Annotated in this window: 20 protein-coding genes; 8 read left to right on the forward strand and 12 right to left on the reverse strand. The window is 71.1% G+C overall.

The annotated features are described in order from the left end of the window. Window positions 1–105: 105 nt before the first annotated feature. Both nrdR and ACRAKI_RS07990 read right to left on the reverse strand, forming a co-directional pair. Window positions 106–564 carry a transcriptional regulator NrdR gene (nrdR, locus tag ACRAKI_RS07985; RefSeq protein WP_073886580.1) on the reverse strand — a complete coding sequence of 153 codons (459 nt, stop codon included), beginning with the start codon at window positions 562–564 and terminating at the stop codon, window positions 106–108. A 288-nt stretch (window positions 565–852) separates the two neighbouring features. Further along, window positions 853–1,350, reverse strand: coding sequence for a LysM peptidoglycan-binding domain-containing protein (locus tag ACRAKI_RS07990; RefSeq protein ID WP_447006406.1), 498 nt, complete (start codon window positions 1,348–1,350; stop codon window positions 853–855). A gap of 217 nt (window positions 1,351–1,567) precedes the next feature. Here ACRAKI_RS07990 and lexA point away from each other — a divergent pair, with 217 nt between their 5' ends. Continuing rightward, on the forward strand, window positions 1,568–2,269 hold the full coding sequence (gene lexA, locus ACRAKI_RS07995; RefSeq protein WP_447006407.1) for a transcriptional repressor LexA: 702 nt from the start codon (window positions 1,568–1,570) through the stop codon (window positions 2,267–2,269). Window positions 2,270–2,332: 63 nt separating this feature from the next. Here lexA and ACRAKI_RS08000 read toward each other — a convergent pair whose 3' ends face one another. From ACRAKI_RS08000 to ACRAKI_RS08010, 3 genes are read right to left on the reverse strand one after another with little or no spacing between them, the layout of a single operon-like run. Then, the gene (locus tag ACRAKI_RS08000) at window positions 2,333–3,361 is read right to left on the reverse strand and encodes a hypothetical protein (RefSeq protein WP_447006408.1); all 1,029 of its coding nucleotides are present in this window, start codon (window positions 3,359–3,361) and stop codon (window positions 2,333–2,335) included. A 4-nt stretch (window positions 3,362–3,365) separates the two neighbouring features. Beyond that, entirely contained in the window at window positions 3,366–4,811 is a 1,446-nt protein-coding gene (hflX, locus tag ACRAKI_RS08005; RefSeq protein WP_447006409.1) for a GTPase HflX, read from the reverse strand. A 43-nt stretch (window positions 4,812–4,854) separates the two neighbouring features. Next, window positions 4,855–5,349 carry an ArsR/SmtB family transcription factor gene (locus ACRAKI_RS08010; RefSeq protein ID WP_447006410.1) on the reverse strand — a complete coding sequence of 165 codons (495 nt, stop codon included), beginning with the start codon at window positions 5,347–5,349 and terminating at the stop codon, window positions 4,855–4,857. Window positions 5,350–5,413: 64 nt separating this feature from the next. On the opposite strand from ACRAKI_RS08010, the gene ACRAKI_RS08015 reads away from it, so the two are divergent. The 3 genes from ACRAKI_RS08015 (at window position 5,414) to ACRAKI_RS08025 (ending at window position 7,802) form a co-directional block, all read left to right on the forward strand. After that, window positions 5,414–6,631: an MFS transporter gene (locus tag ACRAKI_RS08015; RefSeq protein WP_447006411.1), complete on the forward strand. Its 1,218-nt coding sequence runs from the start codon at window positions 5,414–5,416 to the stop codon at window positions 6,629–6,631. A 156-nt stretch (window positions 6,632–6,787) separates the two neighbouring features. Beyond that, window positions 6,788–6,952 (forward strand): hypothetical protein, encoded by a 165-nt coding sequence (locus tag ACRAKI_RS08020; RefSeq protein WP_447006412.1) that lies wholly within the window; start codon window positions 6,788–6,790, stop codon window positions 6,950–6,952. Then, on the forward strand, window positions 6,945–7,802 hold the full coding sequence (locus tag ACRAKI_RS08025) for an SMP-30/gluconolactonase/LRE family protein (RefSeq protein WP_447006413.1): 858 nt from the start codon (window positions 6,945–6,947) through the stop codon (window positions 7,800–7,802). The genes ACRAKI_RS08020 and ACRAKI_RS08025 overlap by 8 nt, the downstream gene beginning before the upstream one ends. Window positions 7,803–7,809: 7 nt before the next feature. On the opposite strand, the gene dapF is transcribed toward ACRAKI_RS08025, so the two are convergent. The 3 genes from dapF to ACRAKI_RS08040 are packed head-to-tail and all read right to left on the reverse strand — an operon-like array spanning window position 7,810 to window position 10,226. Further along, window positions 7,810–8,610, reverse strand: coding sequence for a diaminopimelate epimerase (gene dapF / locus ACRAKI_RS08030; RefSeq protein ID WP_447006414.1), 801 nt, complete (start codon window positions 8,608–8,610; stop codon window positions 7,810–7,812). Window positions 8,611–8,620: 10 nt separating this feature from the next. Next, window positions 8,621–9,523: a tRNA (adenosine(37)-N6)-dimethylallyltransferase MiaA gene (miaA, locus tag ACRAKI_RS08035; protein WP_447006415.1), complete on the reverse strand. Its 903-nt coding sequence runs from the start codon at window positions 9,521–9,523 to the stop codon at window positions 8,621–8,623. 4 nt (window positions 9,524–9,527) lie between these two features. Then, on the reverse strand, window positions 9,528–10,226 hold the full coding sequence (locus ACRAKI_RS08040; protein ID WP_447006416.1) for a class III extradiol dioxygenase subunit B-like domain-containing protein: 699 nt from the start codon (window positions 10,224–10,226) through the stop codon (window positions 9,528–9,530). 185 nt (window positions 10,227–10,411) lie between these two features. On the opposite strand from ACRAKI_RS08040, the gene ACRAKI_RS08045 reads away from it, so the two are divergent. Continuing rightward, the gene (locus ACRAKI_RS08045) at window positions 10,412–11,755 is read left to right on the forward strand and encodes a DUF349 domain-containing protein (RefSeq protein ID WP_447006417.1); all 1,344 of its coding nucleotides are present in this window, start codon (window positions 10,412–10,414) and stop codon (window positions 11,753–11,755) included. 120 nt (window positions 11,756–11,875) lie between these two features. Here ACRAKI_RS08045 and ACRAKI_RS08050 read toward each other — a convergent pair whose 3' ends face one another. Both ACRAKI_RS08050 and miaB read right to left on the reverse strand, forming a co-directional pair. Next, window positions 11,876–12,349, reverse strand: a complete 474-nt coding sequence (locus ACRAKI_RS08050; RefSeq protein WP_447006418.1) for an Rv2732c family membrane protein — start codon at window positions 12,347–12,349, stop codon at window positions 11,876–11,878. Further along, on the reverse strand, window positions 12,346–13,815 hold the full coding sequence (gene miaB / locus ACRAKI_RS08055; RefSeq protein ID WP_447006419.1) for a tRNA (N6-isopentenyl adenosine(37)-C2)-methylthiotransferase MiaB: 1,470 nt from the start codon (window positions 13,813–13,815) through the stop codon (window positions 12,346–12,348). The genes ACRAKI_RS08050 and miaB overlap by 4 nt, the downstream gene beginning before the upstream one ends. Before the next feature lie 57 nt (window positions 13,816–13,872). On the opposite strand from miaB, the gene ACRAKI_RS08060 reads away from it, so the two are divergent. Next, window positions 13,873–14,820: a TAXI family TRAP transporter solute-binding subunit gene (locus tag ACRAKI_RS08060; RefSeq protein WP_447006420.1), complete on the forward strand. Its 948-nt coding sequence runs from the start codon at window positions 13,873–13,875 to the stop codon at window positions 14,818–14,820. 167 nt (window positions 14,821–14,987) lie between these two features. Here the strand turns inward: ACRAKI_RS08060 and ACRAKI_RS08065 are convergent, their stop codons facing one another. Together ACRAKI_RS08065 and ACRAKI_RS08070 are read right to left on the reverse strand one after the other, a co-directional pair. Then, window positions 14,988–16,367 carry a sensor histidine kinase gene (locus ACRAKI_RS08065; protein WP_447006421.1) on the reverse strand — a complete coding sequence of 460 codons (1,380 nt, stop codon included), beginning with the start codon at window positions 16,365–16,367 and terminating at the stop codon, window positions 14,988–14,990. Continuing rightward, window positions 16,368–17,039: a response regulator transcription factor gene (locus tag ACRAKI_RS08070; protein WP_184928448.1), complete on the reverse strand. Its 672-nt coding sequence runs from the start codon at window positions 17,037–17,039 to the stop codon at window positions 16,368–16,370. It lies immediately after the preceding gene. A gap of 162 nt (window positions 17,040–17,201) precedes the next feature. Here ACRAKI_RS08070 and ACRAKI_RS08075 point away from each other — a divergent pair, with 162 nt between their 5' ends. Further along, window positions 17,202–17,930: an amino acid ABC transporter ATP-binding protein gene (locus ACRAKI_RS08075; protein WP_447008361.1), complete on the forward strand. Its 729-nt coding sequence runs from the start codon at window positions 17,202–17,204 to the stop codon at window positions 17,928–17,930. Between the two features lie 62 nt (window positions 17,931–17,992). Continuing rightward, the gene (locus tag ACRAKI_RS08080) at window positions 17,993–18,880 is read left to right on the forward strand and encodes a glutamate ABC transporter substrate-binding protein (RefSeq protein ID WP_447006422.1); all 888 of its coding nucleotides are present in this window, start codon (window positions 17,993–17,995) and stop codon (window positions 18,878–18,880) included. The last annotated feature ends 33 nt before the right edge of the window (window positions 18,881–18,913 follow it).

The raw sequence follows: 18,913 nt of genomic DNA on the forward strand, positions 1-18,913 counted from the left end.
CCCGGGTCCCTCTCGTCTTTCTTCGTCTTGGAAATTTTGGCCGCGCGCCCACGTCCGGGCTCCCCGTCCGAGGCGGTCGCGCTGTTGTCCTGCGTCGCGTCCGCGTCAGTCGTCAGTGCGCTGGGCGGTGCGAAGATCGGCGATCTCCTTCTCGAAGTCCTCGACGGACGAGAAGGAGCGGTAGACGGAGGCGAACCGCAGGTAGGCCACCTCGTCCAGGTCCCGCAGCGGGCCGAGGATGGCCAGGCCCACCTCGTGGCTCGGGATCTCGGCGTTGCCGCCCGAGCGGATGGACTCCTCGACGCGGTGCGCGAGCTGCTGGAGGGCGTCCTCGTCCACCGGGCGGCCCTGGCAGGCGCGGCGCACGCCGTTGACGACCTTGTCGCGGCTGAACGGCTCCGTGACACCGGAGCGCTTGACCACCGCGAGCACGGCTTCCTCCACGGTGGTGAACCGACGGCCACAGCTCGAACAGGAGCGCCTGCGGCGGATCACCTGGCCCTCGTCGACTTCGCGCGAATCGACCACACGAGAGTCGGCGTTGCGGCAGAACGGGCATCGCACGGCTGGTCTCCCCTCCTCCGCGCAGCATCCATCGCGTCAGCCCTCATGGTGGGGAATACCCCAACCTGTGGACTAACTACAACGGTGTAACCACAAGATGTAGGGGTCAACCTATGCCCGGACCCTACTGCCGTGCAACTTCAAACACGTGGTCCAGGTCACCCGGACGGGTGTATCTGCGCTGTGCGACACCTCGGCTGCGGAACGTCCTCGATTCGCTGCCGCAAACACTTGAGTCCTCCGCTCCGAACGCGTGAGCGGAGGACTCGCGTGGTCCGGCGGTGGGACTCACGGCGTGTGGGCGGGGACTACGAGGGATTGGCCGGGGAGGACGTCGGTGTCCGGCAGGTTGTTCAGCTCGCGGATGCGGGAGACGACGGCATCCGGGTCGCTGTGGGGGGCGTTGCGCTCCGCTACGTCCCACAGCGTCTCGCCCACCTGGACGTGTACGACGCTAGTCCGTTCGGGGACGGTCGTGGCGCCCGACGCGTACAGGTAGAGCACGCTCAGCAGTGCGGCGAACGCGGCTGCCCCGGCCGCGTAAGCGAGGAACTGCACGACCGGGTGGTGTCGGGCCCGCGCCCGACAGGCGGCGGGCTCGGGCGCGGTCTGGTGTACTTCGAGTCGCCGGGCGCGCGTGGCCGGGCGGCGATTGTCCTTGTCCGCCAACTCGAACCGGCGGAGCACCCGTGGCCCTGGTCGCAATCCGACGCCGAGGGCGACATCCTCGACACCGGCGCCGTCCACGAGTTCGAAGCTGTTCCGGGTGCCAATGACCACCGCCATGATGCCCTCCAACGCAGGTCATCCGATCATGATCGAACCTGTGTTCGATCGAACGTCCGTGCGAATGTCTACCACTTCATCGGGCATAATCGCTACGACACGCCGAGGTTTACTTCGAACAGGTGTTTGATCTGGACAGGTAACGCGACTACCGTCCACAAGTGAAGATCGTCGGAGAGCCGGCCTGGGCAATCGGGACCGGTGAGGAGGAAGCACCGTGGCACGCAAGACGAATGAACCCCTGCGCACCGCCGATGTGCCCTCCGCTCCCGAACCGGCGGACATCGCGGGCAACGCCGGGCTCACCCTGCGCCAGCGCAAGGTGCTCGACGTGATCCGCGACTGGCTGGACCGGTTCGGCTACCCGCCCAGCGTGCGCGAGATCGGGGAGGCGGTCGGCCTGACCTCCACCTCCTCGGTCGCCCACCAGCTGCGCGCGTTGGAGCGGAAGGGCTACCTGCGTCGCGATCCGAACCGTCCGCGCGCGGTGGGCGTGCTGCCGGCCGAGATCGTGACCGGCCTGGACCCGTCGTCCAAGCCGACGCCCGCGTACGTGCCCATGCTGGGCCGCATCGCGGCCGGCGGGCCGATCCTGGCGGAAGAGGCCATCGAGGACGTGTTCCCGCTGCCGCGCGAGATCGTCGGCGAGGGCGACGTGTTCCTGCTGAAGGTCGTCGGTGACTCGATGGTGGACGCCGCCATCACCGACGGCGACTGGGTCGTCGTCCGGCAGCAGCCGACGGCGGACAACGGCGAGGTGGTGGCCGCGATGATCGACGGCGAAGCCACCGTGAAGTCGTTCAAGCGCAAGGAAGACGGGCACGTGTGGCTGATGCCGCACAACGTCGCCTACCAGCCCATCCCCGGCGACGAGGCGACGATCCTGGGCAAGGTCGTGGCGGTCCTGCGCAGGCTCTAGGCGGTAGCGCCACGGCGGGTTCTCGAAGCAGGTGGGCGGTCCGGGCCATGAGGCCCGGGCCGCTCACGCCTTTCGCCTGCGGGAACGTCGCACCAGAGCTGCTACCAGCACCAACGCCACCGCGCCACCGCCGACCACCGGCCACGCCGAACCCGAGTCGGAGGCCGGCGGAGCGGCCGAGGCGTCACCGCCCGGCGCCGGAGCCTCCGTGGTGGTCGTCGTGGTGGGCGCGGGAGGCTGGGCCAACGCCGCCGCGCCCGCCACCGCGCGCACGGTCGACGACGTGCCGCCGTTGCCGAACTCGGACGCCGACAGCAGCGTGCCGTCCGGGTCGAACGCGATGGCCTCACCCTGCGGCTCACCGGCCAGCGGCACCCGCACCGGGTCGGCTTCGAGCGCCTTCGCCAGGTCGCCGTCCGGCACCGGGAACAGGTACGCGTCGGTGTACGTCCGCAGCGCCGCCACCTTGCCGTCCCGGGACATGGCGCCACCCGTGACCACGCGAGTCACCACGGAGTTCTGCATCGGCCCGCCAGGTGTGTCCGACCCGCTGATCGGCACCCGCGCCACCTGCTCCAGCGGTGTCGGCGCGTCCTCGCTCAACGCGGACGCCGGCCGGTACACCAATGGCGCCCCGAGGGTTTCCTTCGTGATGATGTGCGGAATGCCCGCGCCGTCGAGCAACAATGCTTCGGCGTCGTGCTTTCCGTCAGGATACGTGAGTCGGTACAAACGGCTGCTGCCGTCCGGTGAAACCGCGTGCAATGCCACGGTTTCCCGCGTCTTGCCGTTGTCACCGGTGTCCGCCGCCCACAGGGTTCCGTCAGGAGCCAGGGCGAGGTCTTCGACGTCGAACGGGTTGTTCGGCGAGGTGATCGTCCGGGTGATCGCGCAATTCCGGTCGAGCACCTGGATCAGCAGTCGGCCGTTGTCGCTGTCGTTCACCGCGAACCACTGGTCGCCGTCCGACGCGAAGCCGGACAGCTCCTCCAAGCGCGGGTCGGTCACCGTGCACACGTCGGCGACGGCCGGCTCCGCAGAGGCGGAACCGGCCGTCAACAACAGCCCGACGACTACCGCGAACGCGCGCAACGGCTCAGGCGTGGCTTCCGTTCACGGCGAACTTCTCCAGCACGCCGGCCAGGTCGCGCGGCACCCGGGCGGACAGCTCGGTGCCCTCCTCGGTGTGCCGCTCCTTGAGCACCTCGCCCTCGCGGTGCACGCGCGCGACCAGCTCGCCCCGCGCGTACGGCACCATCGCGTCGACCACGACCTCCGGTCGCGGTGTCATGGCCGCGATGCGTTCCCGCAGCTCGGGGATGCCCTCACCGGTCTGCGCCGACACGAACACCGCCGTCGGGAACAGGTGCCGCAGGCGGGCCATGCCCAGCTCGCCCACCGCGTCGACCTTGTTCACGACCAGCAGCTCGGTCGGCATCGGGTCGTCCCGCCGCGACGAGATGTCGGTGATCACCTCGCGCACCGCGACGACCTGCTTCTCCGGCATGGCGTCCGAGCCGTCGACCACGTGGACCAGCAGGTCCGCGTCGGCGACCTCCTCCAGCGTCGACCGGAACGCCTCGACCAGCTGGTGCGGCAGGTGCCGCACGAAGCCGACCGTGTCGGTCAACGTGTAGGGCAGGCCCTCGGGGGTCTCGGTGCGCCGCGTGGTCGGGTCGAGGGTCGCGAACAGGGCGTCCTGCACCAGCACCCCCGCGCCGGTCAGCGCGTTGAGCAGGCTGGACTTGCCCGCGTTCGTGTACCCGGCGATGGCCACGTTCGGCACCGAGTTCGCCACGCGGCGGTGCCGCTTGGTCTCCCGGGTGACGCTCATCGCGGCGATCTCGCGGCGCAGCTTCGAGATGCGCGCGCGGATGCGCCGGCGGTCGGTCTCCAGCTTCGTCTCACCGGGACCGCGCAGACCCACGCCGCCGTTGCCGCCGCCGGCGCGACCACCGGCCTGCCGGGACAGCGACTCACCCCAGCCGCGCAGTCGCGGCATGAGGTACTGGAGCTGGGCCATCTCGACCTGCGCCTTGCCCTCACGGGTCGACGCGTGCTGGGCGAAGATGTCCAGGATCAGCGCGGTGCGGTCGACGACCTTGACCTTGAGCTTCTCCTCCAGCTGCCGGAGCTGGCCGGGGGAGAGCTCGCCGTCGCAGATCACCGTGTCCGCGCCCGTCGCGATCACGACGTCGCGCAGCTCGTGCACCTTGCCGGAGCCGATGTAGGTGGCCGGGTCGGGCCGGTCGCGCCGCTGCACGAGGCCTTCCAGCACCTCGGAGCCCGCCGTCTCGGCGAGCAGCGCCAGCTCGGCCAGGGACGCCTCGGAGTCGGCCGCCGTGCCTTCGGTCCACACGCCGACCAGCACGACGCGCTCCAAGCGGAGCTGCCGGTACTCGACCTCGGTGACGTCCTCCAGCTCGGTGGACAATCCCGCGACGCGACGCAGTGCGGCGCGCTCTTCGAGCGCCATGTCGCCGGTGGACAGCTCGTCCTCGTGGTCGAGCCAGTCGTTGCTGTTGTGCGTGTTCTCCGTCATTTGCCCTTCATCGTCCCACGGCACCCCTACCAGGTCCGAGTGGTTAATCGCCCGGGTACATCGCCAGGTAGATCGCCACGCGTTCCCCGCCGGGGTGTGCCGGCTCGGCTGCCAGCTCATCGAACAACGAACGGAGGCGCCGGTTTAGTTCCTCCGGGTCGGCCCGCACCACGAGTCGTACCTGTCTCAGCAGGTCGACCCCCACGTCGGCGACCTCGCCGAGGAAAGCCTGGAGGACCGCCTCCTTGGCCGCCAGCGGCTTCTCCCGCCAGTCGAGCTGCCACGACAGGCCGGTCGACAGGTAGGGGATCTCCCGCGCGCCGCGGTTGCCCGACCGCGCCTCCTGGGGCTCCAGGAAGCCCGACGCGACGAGTTTGCGCACGTGGTGGAGGGTGGTGGCGGGGTCCTTGCCGAGGCGTTCGGCGATCTCCTTGTTCGTGAGCGGCGTGTCGTAGGTGAGCCTGATGATGCGCAGCCGCACGTCCGAGGCGAGGGCGGCGGCCTCGTCGGCGGTGGCGATGCGTCTGGGCACGGTCACAGCATAAGACCGGTCCGGACTGAGTGATTGACAGTTTCCAATCACTCTCGGGAGACTTCCCGTCGTGTCCCTCTGGTCTCATCGCGACTTCCGCCTGCTGTGGGCAGGCGACACCATCAGCCAGTTCGGCTCGACGATCGGCCGCACGGTGCTGCCGCTGCTCGCCGTGGGCGCGCTGGCCGCGACGCCGTTCGAGATGGGCGTGCTGTCGGCCGCCGGAACGGCCGCGTTCCTGCTGATCGGGCTGCCCGCCGGGGTGTGGGTGGACCGGCTGCGCCGCCGTCCGGTGATGCTCGTGGCCGACTTCACCCGGGCCGCGCTGCTGGTGTCCGTCCCGGCCGCCTGGTGGCTCGGCGTGCTCACGTTCGCGCACCTCGTCGTGGTCGCCCTGCTGATCGGCGCGGCCACCGTCATGTTCGACATCGCCTACCAGTCGTACCTGCCCGCGCTGGTCGGCCGGGAGCAGCTGGTCGAGGGCAACTCGAAGCTGGAGGCCAGCCGGGCGGTGGCGGAGGTGTCCGGGCCGGCCGTGGCGGGTGGTGTCGCCCAGGCGGTCGGCGCGGCCGTCGGCGTGCTCGCCACCGCTGTCGGCTACGTGGCCTCGGCGCTGTTCCTGCTGCGCATCCGCACCGAGGAGCCGCCGCCCCGGGTGCCGGACAAGCCCGGCTTGGTGCACGAGATCGCGGAGGGCCTGCGGTTCGTCTTCGGGCACCGGTCGCTGCGCGCGATCGTCGGCTGCACGGGCACCGCGAACTTCTTCGGCGGCATGACGATGGCCGTGCTGGTGCTGTTCCTCGTCCGCGACCTCGGCCTGTCGGAGGGCGTGGTCGGCCTGGTGCTCAGCTCGGCCGGCATCGGCGGGGTGCTGGGCGCGCTGACCGTGAACCGGTGGAACGCCCGGTTCGGCCAGACCACGGTGATCTGGCTGTCGGGCCTGGTCACGTGGCCTCTCGGGCTGCTGGTCCCGCTCGGCGCGGCGGACTGGCGGATCGCGCTCCTGGTCGTCGGCGAGGCCGGGGTGGCGTACGGGGCGACCGTCTACAACATCGCCCAGGTCAGCTACCGGCAGTCCATCTGCCCCGACCACCTGCTGGGCCGGATGAACGCCAGCATCCGGTTCGTGGTGTGGGGCTCGATGCCGGTCGGCGGGCTCGTGGGCGGCGTGCTCGGTGGTGGCATCGGCGTCACGGGCACGCTGTGGGTGGCCATGACGGGGCAGGCCCTGGCGGTGCTGTGGGTGGTCCTGTCGCCGCTGAGGACCCGCGACGCCGTTGCCGCGTGAATTCCGGCTGTTCCGGGGGAGTGACGCGGTCAACCAGTTCGGCACGGCGGTGGTCTGCAACGTGGCCCAGGTCAGCCTGCGGCAGGCGTTGTGCCCGGACCGGCTGCTGGGCCGGATGAACGCGAGTGTCCGGTTCCTGCGTGGGGTGCGATGCCGGTGGGCGCGCTGGCGGGTGGCGCGCTGGCCGAGTGGGCCGGCGTTCGGAACACGTTGTGGGTCGCGTCGGCGGGGATGATCCGTTCCGTGCTCTGGGCGGTCCTGTCACCACGGCGGGTGATGCGGGAGGTGCCGGCGATCACTACGGTCGACCGGCATGGCTGACACCACCGTGCTCCGCGAAGGTCTCCGGTTCGGCGAAGGGCCTCGCCAGGGGGCTGACGGCAGGCTCTTCTACTCGGACTTCTACGACCACGAGGTCCGCGCGTTGGACCTGGCCACCGGCGACGAAGAGGTCGTCTGCACGGTGCCGGAGCAGCCGTCGGGCCTGGGCTGGCTGCCGGACGGCCGACTGCTCGTGGTGTCGATGCGGGACCGGAAGGTGCTGCGGCTGGAGGACGGCGGCCTGGTCGAGCACGCCGACCTGAACGGCATCGCGACCTTCCACGCCAACGACATGCTGGTCGACGCGCACGGTCGCGCGTACGTCGGCAACTTCGGCTTCGACCTGCACGCGGCCATCGCGGCGGGTGGTGAGGGGCCGATGCTGGAGCCGGACTGGGTTCCGCCCGGCACGCCGTTGGCGCTGGTCCAGCCGGACGGCACGGTCACCGCGGCCGCCGACGACCTGAAGTTCCCCAACGGGATGGGGCTGCTGCCCAACGGCCGGCTGGTCGTCGCGGAAACCCTCGCCTTCGGCCTGACCAGCTTCGCGGTGGCCGACGACGGCACGCTGTCCGACCGGCAGGTGTGGGCGTCGCTGCGCGAGCACGGCATCGCGCCGGATGGCATCGCGGTGGACGCCGACGGCGGCGTGTGGGTCGCGCCCGCGCTCCAGCCGTTCGCGTTCCGGGTCGACGCGGGCGGCGAGATCACCCGGAAGGTGGAGACCAGCCAGACCTGCTTCGCCGTCGCCATCGTGGACGACGAGCTCGTCTGCTGCACCGCGCCCAGCTCGCAGCCCGAGGCGGTGTCCGAGGCGCGGCTCGGCAAGCTGGAAGTGGTCGCCCTCTAGGGCGCCGCTAGAGCGCGTCCCACCAGGCCTGGTCGAGCTCGCCTCGGGCCAGCAGCACGGCCGGGCCGGTGAGCGTCGAGGTCTCGTCCTCGATCACCACGGACACCTGTCCACCGGGGACGTCCACAGTGGCCTTGCCGACCCGCTGACCGGTGCCGTGCAGCCACGACGCCACCGCGGCCACCGTGCCCGTGCCGCACGACCTGGTCTCGCCCACGCCGCGCTCGTGCACGCGCATCCGCAGCGCGCCGTCGCCGAGCACGTTGACGAACTCGACGTTCACGCCGTGCGGGAACAGCGCCGGGTCGTGGCCCGGCGGCACGTGCAGGTCCAGCTCCGCCACCGGCACGTCCGTCACGCAGCCCAGGTGGGGGTTGCCGACGTCCACCGCGACCCCGCTGAACGCCCGGCCGTCGACCGTGGCGGTGCCCGTGCCGGTGACCAGCGCACGGCCCATGTCCACCGTCACGGTGCCGTCCGGGTGCACGACGACGTGCCGCTCACCGGCCCGCGTGCCGACGGTGAACTCCCCGGCGGGCACGAGCTCGGCCTCCACCAGGTACCGGGCGAACACCCGCACCCCGTTGCCGCACATCTCGGCGATCGAGCCGTCCGCGTTGCGGTAGTCCATGAACCACGGACCGAAATCGGGCCGCACGACCCGCAGCACGCCGTCCGCGCCCAAGCCCCGCGGGCGGTCGCACAGCGCGCGCACCCGCGACTCGGTCAGGTCCAGCACGCCGTCAGGGTCGGGCAGCACCACGAAATCGTTCTCCGTGCCGTGGCCCTTCAGAAACTCGACTCCCACGGCCACCAGGCTACGGGGCGACCAGCGCGAGCACGTCCCCGGCCAGGTCCGGCGCCGACGCGTCGAACCACGTGATCCGCTGGTCACGGCGGAACCAGGACCGCTGCTTGCGGACGAACCGCCGGGTGGCCTGCGCGGTGATCGCCGCCGCCTCCTCCAGCGAGTGCTCGCCGTCGAACGCCGCCAGCACCTGCTGGTAGCCCAGCGCGCGTGACGCCGTGCGGCCATCGCGCAGCCCCCGCGCCTCCAACGCGCGCACCTCGTCCACCAGACCCGCCTCGAACATCCGCGCCACCCGCGCGTCGACCCGCTCGTCCAGCGCGGACACCTCCCGGTCGAGCCCGACCACCACGGTGCCGTAGCGGGCCGGTCCCGGCTTGGGCAGGGTCGCCGAGAACGGCTGCCCGGTCAGCTCGATGACCTCCAGCGCGCGCACCACCCGGCGGCCGTTGCTGGGCAGGATCGCCAGCGCCGCGGCCGGGTCGAGCTGCGCGAGCCGCCCGTGCAGCGTCTCCGCGCCGAACACCGACAGCTCGTGCTCCAGCTGGGTGCGGATCTTCTCGTCCGTGCCGGGGAACACCAGGTCGTCCAGCACGGCCTGCACGTACAGGCCCGAACCGCCGACCAGCACCGGCGTGCGGCCCCGGGTCAGCAACCGCTCGACCACCGCCCGAGCCTCACACTGGTAGGCGGCCACGGACGCCGTCTCGGTCACGTCCAGCACGTCGAGCAGGTGGTGCGGCACACCCCGCCGCTCGTCCTCGCTGATCTTGGCCGTGCCGATGTCCATGCCCCGGTAGAGCTGCATGGCGTCGGCGTTGACCACCTCGCCACCCAGTTCGGCGGCCAGTCGGACGGCCAGGTCCGACTTCCCGGTGGCGGTGGGGCCGACGACGGCGACGGGGGTGCTCACGGGCTCAAGCCTCCCAGACGGCGAAGTGGTACCCGACGCCGAACGGCGCGAGGAACGACGAGCGGGTGCACCGCCACGCACCCGGCACGCCCGAGGCCACCTGCCAGGCGGCGCGCCCGCACGCGCCCAACTCGGCCGCCAAGGCCGGGTCCAGCGCACGCAGGGCACGCGTGTCCGCCGTGGCCAGCGCCTTGCGCACGTCCTCGTCGAACGGCCCGGCCCGCTCGTCCGGGCGTCCCACCGCCAGCTCGCCGTGCCGGTGCGACCCGTCACCCAGCACCAGCACCGCCCGCTCACCACCCAGCCGCTCGCCGAGCGCGACGCACTCGGCCACGGGCAGGTCCGGCGGCACGAGGTGCACCCGCACCCGCCGTGCGCCGACCTGCTCCCGCAGCCACGCGGCGACCAGCACCGGCAACGGCAGGTCGTCCTCCACGGCGGACGCGTCGGCGGAGGAGATTGCGGCGGACAGGGACACCCGGACGTCCACACCGAAGCCCCGGAACGTGCCCGCGACCTCCTCGACCACCCGAGGCCCGGACGGGTCCACCGCGACCGCCACCCACTCCGGCGAGTGCGCGGCCAGCTCCCCGGCGACGGCCAGGCACGCCGACCGCACCGGCTCGGTGTCCGACGCCGCCCCGGAGACCAGTTCGGGCACCAACAGGGGTGGGTGCGGCAGGACCGCCAGTCGCGGGATCATGGCGGCCAACGCTACTCATCGGCCACCACCGGTACCGATGCGAGCTTTGACCTGTTTGAATGCGCGCGAGGTACTGGACACTCTGAAGGAGCGTCGCGGTACCCGGGTGCTGGGCCCCGTCGTAGGCGGGGCGCCCGTGGTCGGCACGGGCACCACGAAGTGGGCAGGCGAGGAGGAAGCCGGCGATGACGGAGCACGAGACGACACCGGGAACCACTGGCGACAGTGGTGCGGGGGCGGTGGTCGAGGAGACCAGGGTGGAGGCAACGCCGGCAGCAGTGACGGCGGCGGCACCGCCGGTCCCCGTGGCGTCGGACCACCCTGACCGCTGGGGGCGCGTGGACGCGGACGGCACCGTCTACGTCAAGACGGCGGACGGCGAGCGGGTCGTCGGTTCCTGGCAGGCGGGCGAGCCCGCCGAGGGCCTGGCGCACTTCGCGCGCCGGTTCGACGACATCCGCACCGAGGTCGAGCTGCTGGTGACGCGGCTGTCCTCCGGCGCGGGCGACCCGAAGCACGCGTTGACCAGCGCGAAGCACGTCAAGGAGAGCCTGGCCGACGCGGCGGTGGTCGGTGACCTCGCCGCCCTGGCCGCGCGCGTCGACCACGTGCTGGTCAAGGCGGAGGAGGGGCTCGAGGCCGCGAAGATCGCCAAGGACGAGGCACGGGCCGCGGCCGGCGCGCGCAAGCAGGAGCTGGTCGAGGAAGCCGAGGTGCTGGCGAACGAGTCGACGCAGTGGAAGGCCGCCGGTGACCGGCTGCGGCAGATCCTGGACGAGTGGAAGACCATCCGGGGTGTGGACCGCAAGACCGACGAGCAGCTGTGGCGGCGGTTCTCCAAGGCGCGTGACGCGTTCAACCGCAGGCGCGGCTCCCACTTCGCGGACCTCGACCGCCAGCGCACCGTGGCCAAGAGCCGCAAGCAGGAGCTGGTCGAAGAGGCCGAGAAGCTCGTCGAGTCCGACGACTGGGGCCCCACGGCCGGTCGGTACAAGGACCTGATGGTCGAGTGGAAGGCCGCCGGACGGGCGCCCAAGGAGGCCGACGACGCCCTGTGGCAGCGCTTCCGCGCGGCTCAGGACGCCTTCTTCGCCAAGCGCTCCGAGGCGTTCAGCGAGCGTGACGCGGAGTTCGCGACCAACGCGAAGCTGAAGGAGGAACTGCTCGCCGAGGCCGAGCGGATCGACCCGGCAGCGGACCTGGAAGCCGCGCGCCAGCAGCTGTACAAGATCCAGGAGCGCTGGGACGCGATCGGCAAGGTCCCCCGCGAACGCGTCCGCGAGCTGGAGGGCAAGCTCCGCACCATCGAGGAGCGCGTCCGCGGCGCGGTCGACGCCCAGTGGCGCAAGTCCGACCCGGAGGCCGAAGCCCGCGTCGCCCAGTTCCGCGAGCGCGTGGAGCAGTTCGAAGCCCAGGCCGCGAAGGCTCGCACGGCAGGCGACAAGCGCCGCGCCGAGCAGGCCGAGGCCCAGGCCAACCAGTGGCGCGAATGGCTGGCCGCCGCCGAGCAGGCCGTCTCCAGCCGCTAGCCGCGGGCAAGAGCCGACCGGGCCCCTCCACCAGTGGTGGAGGGGCCCGGCCTGTACCCGCGGGTCTCGGAGAACCGGCGGTGGACCGGCCGGGTCAGGTCACTTCCCGGCCGGAACGGGTCATTGCAGGGGCGGCCGGGACGCGGCCAACTTCAACCACTTCACCAACAGCACGACCACCGCCACCACCGCCAGCACCAAGCCGAACCCCGGCCCCGGCCCGGGGTGGTGCCCGGTCGTCGTCTGCGTGGTCCAGATCGACAGCACACCCGTGACCGCGCCCACGAACGACGCCAGCGCGCAGAACCAGGCCAACGCCCACCGCCGCACGGCCAACGTCAACGCGGGCAGCAGCACGCCGCCGACCACCGCCACGTACGAGAAGATCTTCGGCAACGAATCCGCGTCCCCGAACAGCACGGTCAACCCCACCGCGTCGTCCGTCCACGGCAGCACCAGCGACACCAGGATCGCCAGCGCCGCGACCGCGATCGTCAACGCGCCGGCGCCGGGGTCGATCCGCTTGGCCGCCGACCGACCGACGCTGTCGATCTCCTCACGCAGCCCGGCCACGTCGTCAGGCTCTTCGCTCACGGAGTCGAACACCCGCCGACAGCCGCGGGCAGCGGGCTGGGCCGGCCGAACGACGGCAGCCCCAACGTCACGCCCGGAGTCCTGGGCTTGATCCCGGCCTCGGACCGGTCACCGGCCTTGGTGCGGCGGTGCGAGAGCAGCGGCCCGTCCGCGATCAGGTTGTGCGGCGCCCCGTACGTCACCACGGTCTCCACCACGTCACCCGGCCGCACGTGCGCGTCACCAGGCGTGAAGTGCACCAACCGCCCGTCCCGCGCACGTCCGGTCATCCGGCGCGTCTCGGCGTCCTTGCGCCCCTCGCCGGAGGCGACCAGCAACTCCACCCGGCGACCGACCTGCTCCAGGTTCAGCTGGTGGGCCACGTCGTTGACCAGCGTCACCAGCCGGTCGTACCGCTCCTGGACCACCGCCTTGGGCAGCTGGTCGGGCAGTTCGGCCGCCGGCGTGCCGGGCCGCTTCGAGTACTGGAACGTGAAGGCCGACGAGAACCGGGCCTCCCGCACCACGTCCAGGGTCGCCTGGAAGTCCTGCTCGGTCTCACCGGGGAAGCCGACGATGATGTCCGTCGTGATGGCCGCGTCCGGCATCGCCGCGCGCACCTCGTCCAGGATGGACAGGTACTTCGCGGTCCGGTACGAGCGGCGCATCTCCTTCAGCACGCGGTCCGAGCCCGACTGCAGCGGCATGTGCAGCTGGTGGCACACGGCGGGCGTCTCGGCCATCGCGGCGATCACGTCGGAGGTGAAGTCCTTCGGGTGCGGCGAGGTGAACCGGACCCGCTCCAGGCCCTCGATCCCACCCGTCGCGCGCAGCAGCTTGCCGAACGCGAACCGGTCGCCGAACTCGACGCCGTAGGAGTTGACGTTCTGCCCGAGCAGCGTCACCTCCAGCACGCCCTCGTCGACCAGCGCCTGCACCTCGGCCAGCACCTCGCCGGGACGTCGGTCCTTCTCCTTGCCGCGCAGCGACGGGACGATGCAGAACGTGCACGTGTTGTTGCAGCCGACGGACACCGACACCCAGCCCGAGTAGGCCGAGTCGCGGCGGGCGGGCAGCGTGGAGGGGAAGGTCTCCAGCGAGTCCAGGATCTCGACCTGGGCCTCGCGGTTGTGGCGGGCGCGTTCCAGCAGCACCGGCAGCGAGCCGATGTTGTGCGTGCCGAAGACCACGTCCACCCACGGCGCGCGCTTGACGATCTCGCCCTGGTCCTTCTGCGCGAGGCAGCCGCCCACGGCGATCTGCATGTCCGGGTTCGCGGACTTGGCGGGCGCGAGGTGGCCGAGCGTGCCGTAGAGCTTGTTGTCGGCGTTCTCCCGCACGGCGCAGGTGTTGAACACGACCACGTCCGGCGGGGCGTCGCCCTCGGCGGGTGTGTAGCCCGCGTCCTCCAACATGCCGGCCAGGCGCTCGGAGTCGTGCACGTTCATCTGGCAGCCGAACGTGCGGATCTGGTAACTGCGAGTCACTGCACCTAGTCCTTCCGTCGGGTCCAGCGTAGAGCGTGGACGTGCGACGATGCGCAGGTGTCGGGAACGCTGCTGCGGTTGCACGCGGTCGGGGCCGCCTTGGCCCTGGCCACTCTGTCATTGACCGCGTGCGGTGACGACTTCGACCACGTCAAGCTGACCATGGCGGCCGGCGGTCCCGGCGGTGTGTACCACGCGCTGGGCGTGGCGCTGGCCGACGCGTGGACCCGCGATCCGGGCATCCCGCGCCCGCAGGTGGCCACCACGGCGGGCTCGGTGGACAACCTGGACCGGCTCGGGACCAACCAGGCGCAGGTCGGGTTCTCCGCGGCCGACGCGGCGGAGGAGAAGCAGAAGGCCAACTCCGGGCACAAGCTGTACGCGCTGGCCAGGATGCACGACGACTACCTCCAGCTGGTGGTCCGGGACGACGTGCCGGCCACCAGCCTGTCCGACCTGAAGGGCCGGCGGGTGAGCGTGGGCGCCCGCGACTCCGGCGTGTGGCTGATCGCGCGGCGGTTGCTGGAGTCCGCGGACATCTCGCCCGACCAGGACCTGAAGGTGCAGTACATGGACCTGCGGACCAGCGCCGACGCGATGCGCGACGGGTCGCTGGACGCGTTCTTCTGGTCCGGCGGCGTGCCGACGGACGCCGTCACCACGCTGGCCACGACGGTGAAGCTGCGGATGCTGGACCTCGGCGACGTGCTGCCGAAGCTGCGCCAGGCGTACCCCGTGTACGGCTCGGCGACGCTGCCCGCCTCGGCGTACCGGCTCGGCGGCGGCCCGATCGTCACGCTGGTCGTGCGCAACTTCCTGCTGGTCAACGACACGATGTCGGACGAAGTGGCGGAAGCCCTGGTCAGAGGACTGTTCCAGGCCCAACCCTCGCTCGTGGCGGTCAGCCCGGTGGCCCGGTCGATAGAGATCAGATCGGCGATCGAGACGACCCCGGTGGAGCTGCACCCCGGCGCCGCCCGGTACTACCGGGACGCGAAGATCTGAGTCGCCGCGCTTCCCGCCGACCGCGGATCCGGTCGACCCGACGACGAAGCCGGCCGGCCCGGCCGTGCATTCGAGCCGGTTCTGCTACGACACTGCGCCGGTTCAGCTACGAATTCGAGCCGTTTCAGCTACGGAATTGACCCGGTTGGGCTACAAATCCGAGACGGTCACACCGCCGGGAACTGCACCACCACCCGCAGCCCGCCCTCCTCCGGCGACTCCAACCGGACCGACCCGTCCACCCGGTCCACGATCTGCCGCACCAGCGCCAGCCCCAACCCCGAGCCCTGCACGTTCTGGTGCGCCGGGCTGCGCCAGAACCGGTCGGTCGCCCGCTCCAGCTCCTCCGGCGCCAGCCCCGGCCCCTCGTCCTGCACCGACAGCCGCACCACACCGCCGCGCCGGCGCACGTCGACGTGCACCATCGTCCCGTCCGACGTGAACTTCAGCGCGTTGTCCAGCAAGGCGTCCAGCACGGTCTCGACCCCCCGGGGCGGCGCCAACGCCCGCCCGCCCGGCTCCCCGTCCAGCACGAGGTGCACCCCGCGCGCCGTAGCCGCGGGCTGCCACGCCGTGAGCCGCCCGGCCACCGCCCGGTCCACGTCCACCGGCACCGGGTCGACCGAGGTCGCCCCCGCGCGGGCCATGGACAGCAGTTCGTCCAGGATCCGGTTCAGCCGGTTCGCCTCGTCCAGGGCGGCGGCCTGGTGCGCGACCCCCTCGCCGACCACGTGGTCCTCCAAATTGGACAGACGCAGCTTCAACGCGGTCAACGGGTTGCGCAGCTGGTGGGAGGCGTCCGCGACGAACGCCCGTTGCGCGGCCAGGACATCGCTCACGTTCGCCGCCATCTGGTCGAACGACCGGGACAGCTGCCGCAGCTCCGGCGGGCCGTCGGACGAGCCCACCGGCTGCACGGGCTGCCCGGACACCACCGCCGTCAACAGCCGCCCGGTCGCGTCGTCCAGCCGCCGCACGGGCCGCAGCGTCCAGCGGACCAGCGGCAACGCCACGAACACGCCGAGCACCAGCACCAGCAGGCTCGACCCGAGCAGCACCGACCACCACACCACGATCTCGAGCCGGGTCTTCGACGTCGGCGAGAACGTCACCACCGCGCCCCGGACCTCGCCCGCCTCCAGCACCGGCTCGGCCAGCACCAGCTCGGTCGACTCCCACGGCATGACCAGCTCCGGCGCGACCGGCTGGCGACCGGCCAGCGCGCCGCGCACCAGGTCGGCCACCTCGGGTCCCGACACGTCCACGTCGTCCGAGGACGCCGCCACCACCTGGCCGTCCCGGCCGAGCAGCGCCACCCGGATCCCGTACAGCTCGTAGTAGCGGCGCATCTCGGCCTCCAGCACCTGCGGCTGGTCGTCGATGAACGGCCGCTGCGCCACCGACGCGAACCGGTTGGTGTCGGTGAGCCGGTCCAGGAACAGCTGCTGCTGCTCGGTCTGCGCCACGCCGCGGCCCAGCGGCACACCCATGCCGACCAGCACCAGCACGACCAGCGTCAACACGATGCCCAGCAGCCGCGACCGCACTCAGCCCCCGCTCAACCGGTACCCGACCCCGCGCACCGTCTCCAACAAAGAAGGACGCCCGAGCTTGGTCCGCAGCGTCGCCACGTGCACGTCCAGGGTCCGGTTGGCCCCCGCCCAGGTGCGTCCCCACACCTCCGCCAGGATGCGCTCCCGGGTGCACACCGCGCCACCCGCCGCCATCACCAGCGCCAACACCTGGAACTCCTTGCGGGACAACGCCACGGGTTCACCCGCCACGGTGACCTCGTGCCGGCCCAGGTCGACCCGCACGTCGGACACCTCGAACACCTCCGTGCCGGTGCCGCCGAGCCCGACCGGGTCGCCGCGCCGCCGCCGCACCGCGTGCACCCGGGCCACCAGCTCCCCCACGTCGTAGGGCTTGACCAGGTAGTCGTCCGCGCCGGCGTGCAGGCCGAGGATCCGGTCGTCGATCTCGCCGCGGGCCGACACGACGATGATCGCCACGTCACTCGCCGCACGGATGTGGCGGCAGAGCGTGACACCGTCCACGTCGGGCAGGCCGAGGTCGAGCAACACCACGTCGATCCCGGCCAGCCGATCGAGCGTCCCCCGTCCGGTGGCTTGGCGGTCTACCGTGAAACCACGTCTCGTCAACGCCGGTACCAGCGCTTCTGCGACGCGGTCGTCGTCCTCGACCAACAGCACCCGCACCGTGGAGCCTCCCCGCTAAGTGTCGCCACCCTGTGACAGAGTTGAGACCCTAAGTCTTGCTCAACCGCCTGGACTGGTGTGGTGATGCGCACCTAGGTTTCCGCCATCGCTCAGGAACCCCTACCTGGAGGACTGATGACCGCCGCCACTCCTGCTCCGCCGATGATCCGGATGGCGGGCGTGGACAAGTTCTTCGGACCTCTGCACGTCCTCAAGGACGTGACGTTGGAGGTGCCGAAGGGGCAGGTCGTCGTGGTGCTGGGGCCGTCCGGCTCGGGCAAGTCCACCCTGTGCCGCACGATCAACCGGCTGGAGCCGATCAACTCCGGCTCCATCGAGGTGGACGGCCAGCCGTTGCCCGCCGAGGGCAAGGCGCTGGCCCGGCTGCGCGCGGACGTGGGCATGGTGTTCCAGTCGTTCAACCTGTTCGCCCACAAGAGCATCGTCGACAACGTGATGCTCGCGCCGGTGAAGGTCCGCAAGACCCCGCAGGCCCAGGCCCGCAAGACGGCCATGGAACTGCTGGAGCGGGTCGGCATCGCGAACCAGGCGGAGAAGTACCCCGCCCAGCTGTCGGGCGGGCAGCAGCAGCGCGCGGCGATCGCCCGCGCGCTGGCGATGCGCCCCAAGGTGATGCTGTTCGACGAGCCGACCTCCGCGCTGGACCCCGAGATGGTCCAGGAGGTGCTGGACGTGATGACCACGCTGGCCAAGGAAGGCATGACCATGCTCGTGGTGACGCACGAGATGGGCTTCGCCCGCAAGGCCGCGGACCGCGTGATCTTCATGTCCGACGGCGAGATCGTCGAGGACTCGGTGCCGGAGAAGTTCTTCTCCGCACCCGAGTCCAACCGCGCGAAGGACTTCCTTGGCAAGATCCTGACCCACTGAAGTCCCACGACCGCGGCGCTGAGCCTGGCGCCGCTCTACCGAACAAGAGCAGGAGACAGACGATGAGGGTTCGCACCCTTGCGGTGGCGCTGCTGGCCGGCGGCCTCGCCCTGACCGCGTGCGGCAAGGAGGGCACCCCGGGCGACACGGGGACCGCCCCCTCCCAGCAGGTCGCCAGCGACGTGAAGGTGGAAGGTTCGCCGACGTTCGAGGAGATGAAGAAGCGCGACAAGGTCGTCATCGGTGTCAAGGAGGACCAGCCGGGCCTCGGTTACAAGGACCCGACGACCAACAAGTACACCGGTTTCGACATCGAGATCGCGAAGCTCGTCGCGTCCAAGCTCGGCTTCGGCGAGGAGAAGATCGAGTTCAAGTCGATCCCGTCCGCCGGCCGTGAGCAGGCGCTGATCAACGGCGACGTGGACTACTACGTCGGCACGTACACGATCAACGACAAGCGCAAGCAGCAGGTCGGGTTCGCCGGTCCGTACTACACCGCGGGTCAGGACCTGCTGGTGAAGAAGGACGACACCTCGATCACCGGCCCGGAGACCCTCATGGGCAAGAAGGTCTGCTCGGTGACCGGCTCCACGCCGATCCAGTACGTCAAGACGAACAACTTGACCGAGCCGGGCAACATCGTCGAGCTGCAGACCTACTCGCAGTGCGTGACGCAGCTGATCGAGGGCGCGATCGACGCCGTCACCACCGACGACGCGATCCTGAAGGGCTACGCCGCGCAGGACCAGGAGAAGCTGAAGGTCGTCGGCAAGACGTTCTCGAACGAGCCGTACGGCATCGGTCTGGCGAAGGACGACAAGGCCCTGCGCGACAAGGTCAACGACATCCTCGACGAGGCCATCAAGGGCGGCGACTGGCAGGCCATCTACGACGCGACGCTGGGCAAGTCCGGCGCCACTGTCGACAAGCCGGTGCTCGAGCGCTACTGATCACCCGATGACGCGGCCGGTCGCCCCTACCGG

The sequence above is a fragment of the Saccharothrix isguenensis genome, assembly GCF_052936305.1.